Origin of the sequence: Pseudomonas sp. GM30 (assembly GCF_000282275.2) — a bacterium.
GTDB lineage: Bacteria > Pseudomonadota > Gammaproteobacteria > Pseudomonadales > Pseudomonadaceae > Aquipseudomonas.
In genome coordinates this window covers 50,608-65,249 of sequence record NZ_AKJP02000022.1, presented here as the reverse complement: position 1 = coordinate 65,249, position 14,642 = coordinate 50,608, and the positions used below count along the sequence as shown (strand labels likewise).

15 protein-coding genes are annotated in these 14,642 nt (G+C 61.0%); 4 read left to right on the top strand and 11 right to left on the bottom strand.

Annotation, left to right across the window (positions count from 1 at the left end; translation table 11 throughout):
- Window positions 1-349 precede the first annotated feature (349 nt).
- Window positions 350-1,285, top strand: a complete 936-nt coding sequence (locus tag PMI25_RS13660; protein WP_024164461.1) for an IS110 family transposase — start codon at window positions 350-352, stop codon at window positions 1,283-1,285.
- Between the two features lie 516 nt (window positions 1,286-1,801).
- On the opposite strand, the gene PMI25_RS13655 is transcribed toward PMI25_RS13660, so the two are convergent.
- The 6 genes from PMI25_RS13655 to PMI25_RS13630 are packed head-to-tail and all read right to left on the bottom strand — an operon-like array spanning window position 1,802 to window position 7,229.
- Window positions 1,802-3,745, bottom strand: coding sequence for a response regulator (locus PMI25_RS13655; RefSeq protein ID WP_007968810.1), 1,944 nt, complete (start codon window positions 3,743-3,745; stop codon window positions 1,802-1,804).
- Entirely contained in the window at window positions 3,735-4,610 is an 876-nt protein-coding gene (locus tag PMI25_RS13650) for a sensor histidine kinase (RefSeq protein WP_007968812.1), read from the bottom strand. Before PMI25_RS13650 ends, PMI25_RS13655 begins: the two co-directional genes overlap by 11 nt.
- Window positions 4,603-5,613, bottom strand: a complete 1,011-nt coding sequence (locus tag PMI25_RS13645; protein WP_007968814.1) for an ATP-binding protein — start codon at window positions 5,611-5,613, stop codon at window positions 4,603-4,605. The genes PMI25_RS13650 and PMI25_RS13645 overlap by 8 nt, the downstream gene beginning before the upstream one ends.
- Window positions 5,610-6,014 carry an anti-sigma regulatory factor gene (locus tag PMI25_RS13640; protein ID WP_003225570.1) on the bottom strand — a complete coding sequence of 135 codons (405 nt, stop codon included), beginning with the start codon at window positions 6,012-6,014 and terminating at the stop codon, window positions 5,610-5,612. The genes PMI25_RS13645 and PMI25_RS13640 overlap by 4 nt, the downstream gene beginning before the upstream one ends.
- Window positions 6,011-6,373, bottom strand: a complete 363-nt coding sequence (locus tag PMI25_RS13635; protein ID WP_007912539.1) for an STAS domain-containing protein — start codon at window positions 6,371-6,373, stop codon at window positions 6,011-6,013. The genes PMI25_RS13640 and PMI25_RS13635 overlap by 4 nt, the downstream gene beginning before the upstream one ends.
- A gap of 4 nt (window positions 6,374-6,377) precedes the next feature.
- Entirely contained in the window at window positions 6,378-7,229 is an 852-nt protein-coding gene (locus PMI25_RS13630) for an STAS domain-containing protein (protein ID WP_007968817.1), read from the bottom strand.
- A gap of 250 nt (window positions 7,230-7,479) precedes the next feature.
- Here PMI25_RS13630 and PMI25_RS13625 point away from each other — a divergent pair, with 250 nt between their 5' ends.
- A complete protein-coding gene (locus tag PMI25_RS13625; protein ID WP_007968819.1) occupies window positions 7,480-7,749 on the top strand; it encodes a hypothetical protein in 270 nt (89 codons plus the stop codon).
- A gap of 62 nt (window positions 7,750-7,811) precedes the next feature.
- Here the strand turns inward: PMI25_RS13625 and PMI25_RS13620 are convergent, their stop codons facing one another.
- Complete coding sequence (locus PMI25_RS13620) at window positions 7,812-8,333, bottom strand: DUF4142 domain-containing protein (protein WP_007968820.1); 522 nt, start codon at window positions 8,331-8,333, stop codon at window positions 7,812-7,814.
- 205 nt (window positions 8,334-8,538) lie between these two features.
- Here PMI25_RS13620 and PMI25_RS13615 point away from each other — a divergent pair, with 205 nt between their 5' ends.
- Both PMI25_RS13615 and PMI25_RS29480 read left to right on the top strand, forming a co-directional pair.
- Window positions 8,539-8,781, top strand: coding sequence for a YdcH family protein (locus PMI25_RS13615; RefSeq protein ID WP_003225561.1), 243 nt, complete (start codon window positions 8,539-8,541; stop codon window positions 8,779-8,781).
- A gap of 108 nt (window positions 8,782-8,889) precedes the next feature.
- On the top strand, window positions 8,890-9,054 hold the full coding sequence (locus PMI25_RS29480) for a hypothetical protein (protein WP_007968822.1): 165 nt from the start codon (window positions 8,890-8,892) through the stop codon (window positions 9,052-9,054).
- Window positions 9,055-9,251: 197 nt separating this feature from the next.
- Here PMI25_RS29480 and PMI25_RS13610 read toward each other — a convergent pair whose 3' ends face one another.
- The 4 genes from PMI25_RS13610 to PMI25_RS13595 form a co-directional block, all read right to left on the bottom strand.
- The gene (locus tag PMI25_RS13610; RefSeq protein WP_007968824.1) at window positions 9,252-10,322 is read right to left on the bottom strand and encodes an SMP-30/gluconolactonase/LRE family protein; all 1,071 of its coding nucleotides are present in this window, start codon (window positions 10,320-10,322) and stop codon (window positions 9,252-9,254) included.
- Window positions 10,319-11,464: a sterol desaturase/SRPBCC family protein gene (locus tag PMI25_RS13605; RefSeq protein WP_007968826.1), complete on the bottom strand. Its 1,146-nt coding sequence runs from the start codon at window positions 11,462-11,464 to the stop codon at window positions 10,319-10,321. The genes PMI25_RS13610 and PMI25_RS13605 overlap by 4 nt, the downstream gene beginning before the upstream one ends.
- A gap of 112 nt (window positions 11,465-11,576) precedes the next feature.
- A complete protein-coding gene (locus tag PMI25_RS13600) occupies window positions 11,577-12,440 on the bottom strand; it encodes a LysR family transcriptional regulator (protein ID WP_007968827.1) in 864 nt (287 codons plus the stop codon).
- Between the two features lie 440 nt (window positions 12,441-12,880).
- A complete protein-coding gene (locus PMI25_RS13595) occupies window positions 12,881-14,599 on the bottom strand; it encodes a hydrogenase maturation protein (protein ID WP_007967885.1) in 1,719 nt (572 codons plus the stop codon).
- Between the last annotated feature and the right edge of the window lie 43 nt (window positions 14,600-14,642).

Below are 14,642 nucleotides of genomic sequence, written 5' to 3'. Positions count from 1 at the left end.
CGCGGGCAAGCTCGCTCCCACAGGTTTTGTGGTGTACACAGGATGAGTGATCAACACAGTTCCAGTGTGGGAGCGAGCTTGCTCGCGAAAGCGATGTATCAGGCAATGAAGATGCTGGATGTACCGCTGCCTTCGCGAGCAGGCTCGCTTGTATGTTTAGACTTGAAGGGGTGGGCGGGACTACAGACTCGATTCTGACTCTGACCAGTACAGACCGTGGGAGACTTCTCGTCCCGCCCCTTCTACCCAAAGCGCCAATAAGGAATTCATCGGTAAACCGACGACAGAGACAAGCCAGCGCAACGGTAGACCCCAACAAGCTCTTAAACCCTAGCTCCGAGGATTCGTCATGACAATCCTTACTTCGCAGACGGTTGTTGGTATCGATATCGCCAAGGCCGAAATCGTTGTCTATCGCGCCGACCTGGAAACCATTGAAACGGTCAAGAATGATCGTGCCGCCCTCAAACGTTGGCTCAAAACTCTGCCCGCGCAAAGCGCTATCGCTGTCGAAGCCACCAATATCTACCATTTGGAGACTGTTGATCTGGCTCATGCGATGGGACATCAGGTCTATGTGGTGGATGCTTATCGAGTCAGCCACTATCGTCGCGGTGTCGGTCAGCGAGCCAAAAATGATCCCTGCGATGCACGCGTGCTCGCGCGCTATCTGACGAATGAACAAAGCAAACTGCGGCTTTGGAACCCGCCTCCTAAAGCCTACACCGTACTGAAAAGCTTGCTGCACAGACGCGCGACGCTGATTCAGAACCATACGGGTCTGATGTTGAGCTGGGCCGATGAACCCTTGCTGAAGAAAGAACGTACGGCTCAGCAAAAGGCATTCGAGCGATCCGACAAGGTCATTCAAAACCTGCTGCGCAAAGTCAGCAAAGAGGCCGGTATTGATGACAATATTGGCCGCTGCAAAGCGATCGAGGGCGTGGGAGAGCTGACTGCGACTGGGTTGGCAACGACCTATATGCGCGGTGACTTTGCCAACAGCGACGCGTTCATCGCGTTTTTGGGTATGGATCTGACGGTGGACGATTCGGGGAAAAAGAACGGCCCGAGGTTCCTGAGCAAAAAAGGAGATCCGGAGATCCGTCGATTAGCCTACAACGCCGCAATGGCGGCGTGTCGCTCAACCAAGTGGAAGCCTTTTTACGAGTCTTACCTGGCCAGAGGCTTCTCGAAAACCCAGGCATTGGTAGCTCTTGCTCGCAAGCTCTGCCGAGTGGCATTCACCCTGATGAAGAATCAGGGCGAATACCGATCAGTTTGAGATTTTAGGGTTGCTGAGCAACATAGAATCTCCCACAGGATTTTGTGGTGTGCACAGGGTGGGTGATGAACACAGATCCAGTGTGGGAGCGAGCTTGCTCGCGAAAGCGGTGTGTCAGGCAATGAAGATGCCGGATGTATCGATGCCTTCGCGAGCAAGCTCGCTCCCACAGGTTTTTGTGGTGTGCACAGGGTGGGTGATGAACACAGATCCAGTGTGGGAGCGAGCTTGCTCGCGAAAGCGGTGGGTCAGGCAATGAAGATGCCGGATGTATCGATGCCTTCGCGAGCAAGCTCGTTCCCACAGGTTTTTGTGGTGTGCACAGGATGGGTGATGAACACAGATCCAGTGTGGGAGCGAGCTTGCTCGCGAAAGCGGTGTTTCAGGCAATGATGATGCTGGGTGTACCGACGCCTTCGCGAGCAAGCTCGCTCCCACAGGATTTTGTGGTGTGAGCAGGATGGGTGATCAACACAGATCCTGTGTGGGAGCGAGCTTGCTCGCGAAAGCGGTGTATCAGGCACCATCAAGCGTGCGGCGGACCTTGTCCAGCAGTTCGCTGATCTGGAAGGGTTTGACCAGCATTTCCATGCCGCTGCCCAGAAACACCTGACGATTGATCGCGGTCTCGGCGTAACCGGTCATGAACAGAATTGGCAGGCTTTCACGCCAGCCCCGCGCCACGTCCGCCAGTTCCCGGCCGCTCATGCGCGGCAGACCGACGTCGCTCAGCAGCAGGTCGATCGTCGGGTCATTCTGCAAACGCTCCAGCGCGGTTTCGATATCCGCCGCCTGGGTGCAGCGATAACCGGCATCCTCCAGCACTTCGGTGACGAACATGCGCACCGCCGGCATGTCCTCGACGATCAGCACGTGCTCGCCCGAACCCTGCGGATCGACAACCACCGGCGCGATATCCGCTCCGGTCGGGTCACTGGTGGCCGGCAGCATGATCGTCACTTCCGTACCGCGCCTTGCCACGCTGCGGATATGTGCATCGCCACCGGACTGGCGGGCGAAACCGTAGATGGTCGACAGCCCTAACCCGGTGCCCTGACCCAGCGGCTTGGTGGTGAAGAACGGGTCGAAGACCTTGTCGATCACACTGTGCTCGATGCCAGTGCCATCGTCGCGTACCGACAACGCGACATACGCGCCATCGGCCATGTTCGGATCGCCATGGGAATACGCGGCATAGGTGTTGACCCAGATATTGCCGCCCTTGGGCAGCGCATCGCGGGCGTTGATCACCAGATTCAGCACCGCGCTTTCCAGTTGCACCGGATCGACCAGGGCGATCGCCGGTTTGTTGGTCAGCTCAAGTTTGAGGGTGATGCGTTCGCCGATGGTGCGCATCAGCAATTCTTCCAGCGAGCGCACCTGCTCGTTGATGTCCACCGGTCGCGTGTCCAGCGGCTGCTGACGGGCGAAGGCCAGCAGGCGATGGGTGAGGGACGCCGCACTCATCGCCGAATTGAGTGCGGCTTCGGCGTAGAACTGCACCTTGTCCGGACGCGCATCGGCCATGCGTTTCTGGATCAGTTCGAGGCTGGTGATGATCCCGGTCAACAGGTTATTGAAGTCGTGAGCGATGCCGCCGGTGAGCTTGCCCAGTGCGTCCATTTTCTGCACTTGCAGCAACTGCGATTCGGCGCGCACCCGCTCGGCGACTTCCTTGGCCAGTTGCGTGGTGGTGTCGTCCAGCTGTGCCAGGTGCGAGCGTTCGCGATGACGATGTTCGGTGACATCCTCGACGAATACCAGACTCAGCTGCGGCGTGCGGTACGGCGAAATCTGCCATTCGGTTTCGCGAATCTCGCCCTGCACGCGCATGTTCAGCGTGCCTTTCCAGCGTTCGCCATCGACCAGTCGCAGGCGCAGCTCATTGAGGATTGCGCTCTGGTTCTGGTCAAAGCATTCGCTGAGGGTGTCCAGGGCGCGGTTGTCCTGAATCATCTGCGCAAAGGCGTGGTTGCACTCGTGCACTTTGAGGTTGGCATCCAGCACGGCAATCGGCGCCGAGACATTGACGAAAATCTCGCGGAACCGGGCCTCGCTCTCGCGCAGCGCGTTTTCAGTATCACGCACCCGCAGCAGGGTGCGCAGGGTCGCCAGCAGCACGTCCGGGTCCACTGGGTGAATCAGGTAGGCATCGGCGCCGGCGTCGAGGCCGGTGATGATGTCGCCGGTCTGGATCGACGCGGCGGACACGTGGATCACCGGCAGCAACGCGGTGCGTGCATCGGCGCGCAGGATCCGCACGATATCGAAGCCGCTCATGTCCGGCAGGTTGACGTCGAGGATCAGTGCATCGAGAACCTCGCTCGCGATCAGCGCCAGGCCCTCGCTGCCAGTACCGGCTTCCAGCACCTCGTAATCATGACGCTCCAGACGCCGGCGCAAGGCGTAGCGGGTGGCGGCGTTGTCGTCGACGATCAATAGACGGATGTCACGTTTCATCGACGTTCTCCAAGGCGAGCGCCAGTGGAATGATCACGAAAAAGGTCGAGCCGACCCCAGGGGCGCTGTCCATCCCGACCTCGCCGCCGAGCAGGGCGGCGAAGCGCTTGCACAGCGACAGGCCGAGACCGGTGCCGCGCAGGCGTTTCTGCAATGGCGAGTCGACCTGCGAGAAGTCCTCGAACAATGCACCATGCAGCTCCGGCGCGATACCGATACCGGTGTCGCTGACGGCGAAACGGACTTTGTCCGAGCCTTCCAGGCGCGCCGAGACCCGCACTTCGCCTCGGGTGGTGAACTTCAGCGAGTTGGAAATGAAGTTACGCAGAATCTGCGCGAGTTTCTTGTCGTCGGTGTACAGGCGCGGCAGGCCGACCGGCTCTTCGAAAATCAGGTCCACCGCCGAGGCATCGACGATCGGCCGGAACATCCCGCGCAGGGCAGAGAACAGGTCGAACATGTCGAACCACGCCGGAGAAATACTGATCCGCCCGGCTTCGATTTTCGCCAGATCGAGCAAGTCATCGACCATGTCGCTGAGTTCGCGGGCGGCGCTGCTGACGAACGCCACCTGCTTGTGCTGCTCGGGGCTGAGCGGGCCGTCGAGCTCATCGGCCAGCAAGCTGTTGATGCTCAGGATCGAACCCAGCGGCGTGCGGAACTCATGGCTCATATACGACAGGAAACGGCTTTTCAAATCCGAGGCCTGCCTCAGTTCTTCCGCCTGGGTGTCGAGTTCGGCATAGAGCGCCAGCACGCCCTGGTTGGTCTCGTCGAGTTCCTCGCGCAGGGCCGCGGTCTCGCTCTGCAATCGGGCGATCAGCGCAGCCTGTTCGGCAGCATTCAGGGTTGGCGACTCAGCCATGGGCGGCCTCCAGGGCAACGACCAGCACGGTTACATCGTCGCGCCCGCGACAGAAGTCGCGGTGCAGGACGCTGGCTATCACGGCGGGATGGCGGTGCACCAGACCGGGGTAGTCTTGAAGATTCCAACGGGACTGCAAGCCGTCGCTGTACATGATCAATAGATGTCCGTTCACGTGAGCATAGTCAAAGGGCTGGGCTTTTCGGTATTGGCCTCCGACGATGCCCGGGTGCGAGGCCAGGCCCCGCGACTTGTCGGCGGTGATCAGGCTGGCGCCGATGTTGCCCACGCCAGTAAACGTCAGGCCGTCGCGGGCGGCATTGTACTGGGCGAACGCGGCTGCGCCGCCACGGCTGCCGATCATGTCGCGGTGCATATCCTCCATCAGCAGCACCGGACTGGCGAACGGGGTTTGGGCGAACACCCGCTCGCCGGCCTTGGCCGCGCGCTCGGCATCTTCACCGTGGCCGAGGCCGTCGATCACCAGCGCACTGACATTCGCGCCGTTGTACGCCAGGTGCCAGGTGTCGCCGCACGCCGGGTCGTTGTGCAACGAGTGCTGGCTGACGCCGTAGCGCAAGTCCGGTTGACGGTCGCCGCGCGGGTACAAACGCGCCAGTAGCACCGCGCCACGGGCGTCGGCGTGGACGTCGAAGACTTCGGTCTGCCGCGCCACGGCACCAAGACCGATGCCCTGGGTGCCGCCGGTGGAAAAGCCGTCAGTCAGGCAGGCGTCGAGGTCAAAGCCCTGTGCGCGATCGACCGCGAGCATCTCGATGCCGTACCCGTTGAGGCGCGGCAGCAGGCGCAGGTGAACTTCGCCACGGCTGGCGTGCTTGAGTATGTTGCTCGCCAGTTCGGTGGCGACCAGCGCCACACGTCCGGCATCGGTTGCATCAAAGCCATGTTGCTCGGCGAGCCGTTGCGCGGTACGCCGGGCATGGCCGATCTGGCTGCTGTCTTCGATCAGCAGCACCTGGGTCAGCGACCCCGCGATATTCATGTCCATCGGGTGATCGTTATTCGGGTGCCCTTACCGGGCTCCGTGTCCAGTTCGAACTCCTCGACCAGCCGTTTGGCGCCGGTCAGGCCCAGGCCCATGCCGCTGCCGGAGGTCCAGCCGTCGGTCATCGCCAGTTTGATATCGGCAATACCGGGGCCCTCGTCGCGGAACGTCAGGCGCAGACCGACCTTGTGATCTTCATCGAGAATCTGCCAGTCCATGTCGCCGCCGCCACCGTAAACCATGGTATTGCGGGCCAGTTCGCTGACCGCCGTGACCATTTTGGTCAAGTCGATCAGGCGCATCCCGCATTCGGTGGCCAGTTTGCGGGCGGTCTGGCGTGCAAGCACGACATCCTGCTCGATATGGATGGGTTGAGTACCGCTGCTGCGTACGGTCATTGCCGGTCTACTCGTTCCTGCAGCAGTTTCATCCCGCGCTCGACGTTCAGTGCGGTGCTGACACCCGGCAGGGTCAGGCCGAGTTCGACCAGGGTGATCGCCACCGCCGGCTGCATGCCGACCAGCATGGTTTCGGCGTCCATGATTTTCGACAGGCCGGAGATGGTGCTGATCATCCGGCCAATGAACGAGTCGACCATGTCCAGCGCCGAGATGTCGATCAGCACGCCACGCGCCGAGGTCTTGCTGATGCGCTCGGACAAGTCGTCCTGCAACGTGAGGGCGAGCTGGTCATGCATGTCGACCTGAATGGTCACCAGCAGGAACTTGCCCATTTGAAGAATCGGGATACGTTCCATCGGCTCAGACCGCTTTGCCGAGGCTGATGCCCAGGCGGGTGAGGGCGAGTTTCAGGGCATCGGCCAGATTGGCCTTGGTCACCACGCCTTGCAGGTCGAGGCCCAGGTGCACGATGGTCTGGGCGATTTGCGGACGCACGCCGCTGATGATGCAGTCGGCGCCCATCAGGCGAATCGCGGTCACGGTTTTCAGCAGGTGCTGGGCCACCAGGGTGTCGACGGTCGGCACGCCGGTGATGTCGATGATGGCGATTTCCGAACCGGTGTCGACGATGCGCTGCAGCAGCGATTCCATCACCACCTGGGTGCGTTGCGAGTCGAGGGTGCCGATCATCGGCAGCGCCAGCACACCGTCCCACAGCTTGACCACCGGCGTGGACAGTTCCAGCAGTTCTTCCTGCTGACGTTTGATCACCGCTTCACGGGACTTCTGGAAAGTGCGGATGGTGTGCATGCCGAAGGCGTCGAACAGTTCGGAAATTTCCCAGAGTTGTTCGGCGAGCAGCGCTGGCTGTTCTTTATAGTGCGCTTGCAGCAGGGCAAACAGCGGGCCCTTCAGGGCGAAGATGAAACTGGCGGTCTGTTGCGAGTCCTGACCGAGCTGAGCGCGGCTGTGGGAGAGCTTTTCGAGGAACTGGCGGGTGGCTTCCCAACCCGGCGCGTTGATGTTGCTGCCGTTGTCGCCCTGCAGGCCGTTGATCACCAGCTGCAGGAATTCGCTGGTCTGCTGTTTCAGGTCATGGTCTTTGAGGTTACGGGTGGCGCCGCTGGCTTCCAGGCCGTTGATCCATTCGCTCAGCAGTTGTGGTTGCTTGTTCTTCATCGCATCGAGTGTGCTGTTCTGCAGTGCTGCCATGTGCCTGTTGCTCCGTAGCGTATTGGGGCCGGTTCTGTAAAAAATGACCGGTGCGAAGTCAGTGACCTTTGCCGTTCAAAATAGTTGTTCAGGTGCGCAAGGATATTTTTGATCCGGCGCAAGGAATGCCCCGGTAACTCTAGTCGGCGCCCCTCGAACCAGCGATGTTTTGAACGTTGGCACCGTAGCGGCTTCGAATATACAAGGCCGGCGGGTTTGAGTCGCGCCAGCATTGAAAAACGAGGTGGCTATGAACGAGCAATCGCAACAGCAGCAGAAACCGGACGCCGAACCGATCAATCGCAACGACCCGGCCATCGACCCGCAAGTGCCGGGCCAGAGCCCGCCAACGCAACCCACGGGTGGTACCGAACAAGCGCCAAGCGCCGATCCGGCGGTGGATCAGAAGAACAAACACACTGACAACGACAACGAGTTCAGTCCGGGGTTTGAACCTGAGCCCGATCGTCCGAAGCCCGGTGAAGAAACCGATGCCGACATCGATACTGACGGCGGTTGATCGCGCTGAAACGACAAAAGGCCGCATTTATCAATGCGGCCTTTTGCTGTACAGCGCCCGGGTTACTTGCTCGGGTGCTTGGCTTGCAGCTCTTTGGCGGCGGTCAGGTGTTTTTCCAGCGCCGGGAGCATTTTCTGGGCAAAGGCTTTCAGTTCGGGGGCACCTTTGACCTTGTCATCGGTCACGGTGTTGGCTTCTTTCTTGAACAGTTCGATGGTTTCTTCGTGGGCCTTGACCTGGTTGTTGGCGTAGGCCGCGTCGAAGGACTCATCGCGCATGTCGAGGATCTTTTCCTTGGCCTGCTTGACCAGGGTGGTGGAGTCCGGAACCTCGATGTCATTGGCCTTGGCAATGCTGGCCAGCTCATCGTTGGCCTTGCTGTGGTCGGTGATCATCATGTTGGCAAAAGCCTTGATGTCAGCGGACTGGCTTTTTTCCAGGGCGAGGCGGCTGGTTTCGATCTCCGCAATGCCGCCCGCTGCGGCGTTGTCGACGAAACTGTTGGAAGTGGCAGCGAAAGCACTGCCCATGCCGGCACTCAGGGCGACAGCCAAAACGAGATGACGCAGGTTGAATCCGTCCATTGGTTTTTCTCCACGCAGGTTTTTGTGAGCGTTATTCAATGGAGGGAAGGCGACGACCAAAGGTTTTATCGTATTTGCGACAGGGCGACGAACGGCCACCGCTGGTCTGACAGGAGGTCGACAGAACGGCCCGACCAAGGCCATTCTGATAACGGGCCAGCGCAATCGGTCGCGTTGGCTGCCGATCAACTGACGGAGGTGTTCCATGCCGGTGACTCATGACCTGTATCAGGATTTGAAGCTTACGAAGGAAGAGATCCAGCAAAAACGCACCGAGGATCCATTTCTGGATGCACTGATCAACAAGTATTCCCAAGCGGACGCCGAAGTAGTCAAGGCCGAGACGGCGACCTCGGATGCACCCAGCGATGACACCCTGAAGAAACTCAAAGAGAAACGCTTGCAGGTCAAAGACAAGATCGTCGCGCAGTTGCAGGCGCGATCCTGACCGTCAGTCGCTTCACCGACCCTGGTTGGTGAATTGACTGGAACGACAGCCACCAACGGCACCTCGAATGTAAGAGCCTTCATTCAATGACTCTTTGCGAGGTGCCTCATGAACACACCCAGATTCCCCAGTGAAGAGCAGGGCGGCTTCGACCCGGTGCCCACACATCCGGAACCCAACAGCCCGGCTCACACCACGACCCAGCCAGAAGAACCGGATGAGGATCTGCCTGAAGACGAAGATCCGGACAAGTTCGACAGGTCGGGCAACTGACAGACCGCTTTCGCTGGCAAGTCAGCTCCCACAGGATTTTTAGGTGTCCACAAGGGTTGTGCCAGCCGCTTGAACCTGTGGGAGCGAGCTTGCTCGCGAAGAGGTCAGCCCATTCAACATCATCGTTGCCTGACACACCGCTTTCGCGAGCAAGCTCGCTCCCACATTGGACTTACAGCTTCCACATTTGCCATGCATCATTTCAACGCATCAGCCAACGGCAACCGCGCCATGTGCGTAGCCTTCAGCGACCCCAGATACAACCAGTCCCCATACTCGCGCGCCGTGGTAATCGGCGAGTAGTTGCCGCTGCTGGCGTCCTGCAGATTGGCGATCACCTTGCCCTCAAGATCCAGCCCCAGCACGAACCCGCGTTTTTCCACCGGTTTGGGCAAAACCGTCAGGGCGCGCACAATCATCTTGCGCAGCCACGGATGTCCGGCAGTGCCATCGAGCAAGGCACTGCGCGGCGCATAGAGCGCGACCCAGAAGCGATTGCTGCCATTGAACGCGAGGTTGTCCGGCAGGCCCGGCAGATTGTCGATGAACAGGTCACGAGTCCCCGCCTTGGGGCCGCTCAGCCAGTAACGGCTGATGCGGTAGGCACCGGTTTCGTTGACCAGTACATAGGCGTCATCCGGGCCGAGGGTCACGCCGTTGGCGAACTGCAGTTTGTCCAGCAGTACGCTGGTCTTGCCAGTCTGGAAGTCATAGCGCAGCAGACGTCCGTCGCCACCATGCTCGATGATCGCTTCGCCGTCATGGCCGTAGCCCCAGCGGCTGCTGGCATCGCTGAAATAGGCATAGTGACCGGACTTGTCGATGACCACATCGTCGGTAAAACCAAAGGGCAGGCCATTGGCCTCGGTGGCTAGAGGAATCAATTGGCCCTGGGCATCGAGTGACAGCAGACCTTTGACCCCATCGGCAACCACCAGCAAACCGTTGGGATGTCGGGCCAGGCCGAGCGGCCGGCCGCCAGTGTCGCTCAGCACCTGACGTTGTTTGCCATCGAGGCTGGTGCGGATCAGTCGCCCGTCATGCAGGCCGGTGATCAGATAGTCACCTTCCAGCAGCAACGCCTCGGGGCCGTCGATATCACCGGGGCCGATCTGTTTTGAGGCTTTGAGCCGCTGGTTTTCTGCGTACGGTCCTTCGCTTAGGGACGGCGCCGCCGGCGGCTTCCACGCCACCGGCTGCACCTTGGTCGGCATCAGCAGCAGAAACGCGATGATGAGGATCGCCAGCAGTAACAGCAGGCGCTTCATGAAACGTGCCCCGTCAGCGTCAGGTGCCTGAGCGCCATGTCACGCAGCGCCTGCATCGAGGTCGCCGATTCCCGCTCAATACGGCGCTTGAGCAGCAACAGATTGGCCAGGCGCATGCCCAGCCCGTCGAACTGATAATCCAGGGTGCGCACGAAACGCGTGCCGTCGCCTTGCGCCGCGCATTCATAGGTCAACAGCAGCGACAAACCATGATCGCCCCGCGCCTGGGCGCACCAGCGGCGACCGGGCAGATACTCGGTGACCTCCCAGCGCAAATGGCCGGCGCGCCCGCCGGCGTGAATGTCTTCTTCGAAACGCGCGCCGGCATGCAGCGGGCCTTGCGGGCCGTCGATTTTCAGCGACGACGGGTGCCACTCGGGCCAGTGATTGACGCTGGCGGCGTAGCGGAGCACGGCGATCGGTTCGCCGGCGATATCGATCTGGTGCTGCATGCGGGTCATGGGCGATCTCGAATAGCGCAACGGGGCGGGTGGCGGCTCCCAGTACAGGGTGCCGAACAGGTAGTCCATCAGCGGAAAAACGATATTGAAATTGCGCTCCTGCATGCGCTCGCGGCGGTGATGCAGTTCGTGCAGATGCCGCATCTGGCGGATCCACGGCAGGCGGGTCAGCAGGTTGTGCGGTGGCAAATGCTCGCAGGCGTGAAACACCTCGTAGGTCAGATAACCCAGGACCATGCAGCCGCCGAACAGCCCGGCGACATTGGCGTTGAACTGCGCGAGCAGCCACCACAGCGGCAGGGTGAAAACCAGCGTATGCACGATAATCAGCCAGGCCGGAAACAGAATCACCCGCCAGTCGCGGGCGCCGTCGTAAGTCATGTGGCCGGGGGTGAAAAAGCTGTGATGGTCGCCGGCATGCCGCGCATAGAACAGCTTGGCGAAAGTCTTTTTGTGATGGCCGAGATGGCGATGGACCATGTACACGCCAAAGTTGAACAACAGCAGGGTCAGCGGCACGCTCAGCCATTCCAGCGGCTGCACCTGATGCGTACTGCTCCAGAAAGCGCCGATCGCCAGCACACCGAACAGCAGCACGAAAGCGCCGTGCAGCCACGGGTTGTACAGCGGATGAATGGCCGCACGGTAGCGGCTGCGGAATGCCTCGGTGGTCTGCCTCACTGCGTTCACCTGCGGGTATTGTTGTTATACCCGGCAGATTAGCCGATCCGGCCGTTTGTGCAGGCCGCACCTTGAGGTCAGTTGCGCCATGCTCCGGTGTAAAGCGGCCGATTCAGCTCAACGGGTTCCAGCGTTGCGACCAGTCGTCATCGGTCTCGATCACTTGCCGCAGCAGGTCGAAGGCCTGCTGCAGCGTCGCCGAGTCGCGTTCGCGGGCGTACACCAGATAGGTTGGATAGCCGAACTCCGGGGCTTTGGTCACCGCTTCCAGCGCGCCGCTTTCCAGATAGCTGCGCACTACGCGGGTACGGAAGTAGCCGCTGCCGCCATGTTCGAGGATGTATTGCAGGGCCAGCGGACCGAGGTTGAAGCTCAGCGCGGCTTTGGCCTTGTCCGGCAGGGCGGCGTCGTGCTGGCGACGGAAGTCCGGCCCCCAGTCGATGTAGACGTAGGGCTCCGGGCGGTTCGGCGCACGGACCAGAATCAGTTTTTCTTCCAGCACCTGCTCGACCTGCAGGCCGGGCCAGTATTCCGGCTGATAGACCAGCGCGGCATCGAGCACGCCGAGTTCGAGCTGGCGCAACAGATTTTCGCCGTCACGGATTTCCATGCGCAGGGCATGCCCGGGGATGTGCTCGCGCAGTTGCGCGGCCCAGCTGAGCATCAACGGGTTGCACAGACTGACTTCGCCGCCGATGTGCAGCACGTTGTGATAACCGTCCAGCAGCGGCAGGTCGCGCCGTGCGGCTTCCCAGGTCTGCACCAGTTGATTGGCGTAGACCACGAAGGCCTCACCATTGGCGGTCAGTTTCGCCCCGGCGCGGTTGCGCACGAACAGCGTACTGCCCAACTGGCTTTCGAGTTTCTGCACCCGGGCGGTGATCGCCGTCTGCGTGACGAACAACTTCTGCGCCGCCGCAGCCAGGCTGCCGTGACGGACGATTTCCAGAAAAGTGCGGGCGAGGTCGATGTCCATGGGCGGGCCGGTGTCTGAGGTGCGGGCATTGTAAGTGCCGGCTCGCTACCGCGTCATCGTTCATCGCGAGCAGGCTCACTCCTACACGGTTCTGCGCTGGCCATCGACTTCCCGAACGACACAAACCCCTGTAGGAGTGAGCCTGCTCGCGAATGCGGTGTGCCTGCCAAACCAGCATTGCCTGACCCACCGCCATCGCTGGCAAGCCAGCTCCCACAGGGTTGGGCGGCGGCCATCGACTTCCCGAACGACACAAACCCCTGTAGGAGTGAGCCTGCTCGCGAATGCGGTGTGCCTGCCAAACCAGCATCGCCTGACCCACCGCCATCGCTGGCAAGCCAGCTCCCACAGGTTTTATGTTGTTCACGAGTTCTGTGAGCGCCGCAGTAACCTGTGGGAGTCTGGCTTGCCAGCGATGAGGCCGTAGTGGGCGGTGAAGCTCAACCCGCCAACTCGACCTTGCGCACCCGCGCCCAGTCTTCCACCAGCCGCGCCGGCGTGCCGCAGGCTTTGCGCTTGTAGACGAAGTTGCTGCACTTCTCGGCAAACTGGTTGCGGTTGTAGAGCATGTCTTCCTGCATTTCCTGCAGCTCGTTTTTCCGACTTTGCTCGATCAGCACCTGATCCATGCGCAATTTGCGTTCACGCACGGCGGCGTAGGTCGGATCGTTCAGGACTGCGTTGGCCCGTTGCAGCAGCCACAGCGAAAACTCGTCCGGGCAGCGTGGGCCGATTTCCTGGACCATGCCCAGTTGCAGCGCTTGCGTCGCGCTGACCGGCAGACAAGCCTGGGTCAGTTGCTCGGCCATCGCCGGGCCCACCGCACGGGGCAGGCTGTAGGTCCAGTATTCCGAGCCATACAGGCCCATGCTCTTGTAATGCGGATTGAGCACGATGTCGGCCCGGGCAAACACGATGTCGGCAGCCAGTGCGAGCATCACGCCGCCAGCCCCGGCACTGCCGGTCACGCCGCTGACCACCAGTTGCCGGGCGCTGAGCAGTTCGGCGCAGACATCGTCGATCGCCTGAATATTCGCCCACGCTTCGGCACCCGGGTCCTGCGCGGCCTGGATCACGTTCAGGTGCACACCGTTGGAAAAACTGCCGCGTCCGCCCTTGATCAGCAACACGCGGGTGTCCCGAGACTTGGCCCAGCGCAGCGCTTCGACCATGCGCTGGCACTGTTCGGTGCTCATCGCACCGTTGTAGAACTCGAAGGTCAGCTCGCCGACATGCCCGGATTCGCGGTAGCGGATCGGCTGATACGCCTCGTCGTTGAATGGCTCGCTGGCGATCGACCAGTCGAGAGTCGGCACATCGGCCAATTGCCCGGCCAGCACATGCCGCGCCGGTTGCTTGAAGGTCTCTTCGCCGGGCAGTGGTTTGCGGCGCAGCGAGCCGATCCACAGACTGTGATCGCCGGTCGCCACCAGCACCGCGTCGTCATGCACCGCGAGGATCTTGCCGGGAATGCCGGTGCGTTGATCAAGGTGCGCGTCGTACACGTAATACTGCCCGCCAGCCAGACTCGCCAGAACCCCGGGCTGACCATCAGCAGCATCGATGCAGCGTTTGATGAAGCGCGAGCAGTCGTGCCAGCTGAAGGTGCGGTCATCCTGCTTCATGTTCGGTTGCAAGCGGCCGCGGACTTTCGGGTCGGTGTAATCCAGTGCGACCGGTTGCACGCCGTCGATGAATTTCTCGACCACTTCGCGAATGCAGCGAATCGCCGCATCGCTGACCCGACCGTTGTACAGCTCGGACTTGCGCAAGCCCGACGGCAGATTGAATTCGCAGGTGGCCCAGACCGGGCCGGCGTCCATTTCTTCCACCGCTTGCAGAGCAGTCACGCCCCAGCGTGTCAGTTCGTTGGTGATTGCCCAGTCCAGCGCGCTGGCGCCACGGTCGCCGACGATGCCCGGATGAATGATCACCACCGGGCGCCGCGCATTGCTCCACAGCGCATGCGGCACGCGATCCTTGAGGAAGGGGCAGATCACCAGATCGGCGCCGCTGTGTTCGATCTGTTCGCACACCGACGCCTCGTCGGTGAACACCACAACGCTGGGCGAGTGCCCGGCCTGACGCAGTTCCAGCCAGGCACGTTGGGTCAGGCCGTTGAAGGCCGAGGACAGCAGAATAATCTTCAGTGATCGCATGGTTTTCTTCCTTGAAGGGATAGCCGCGGGCTCCCGGTGAGCC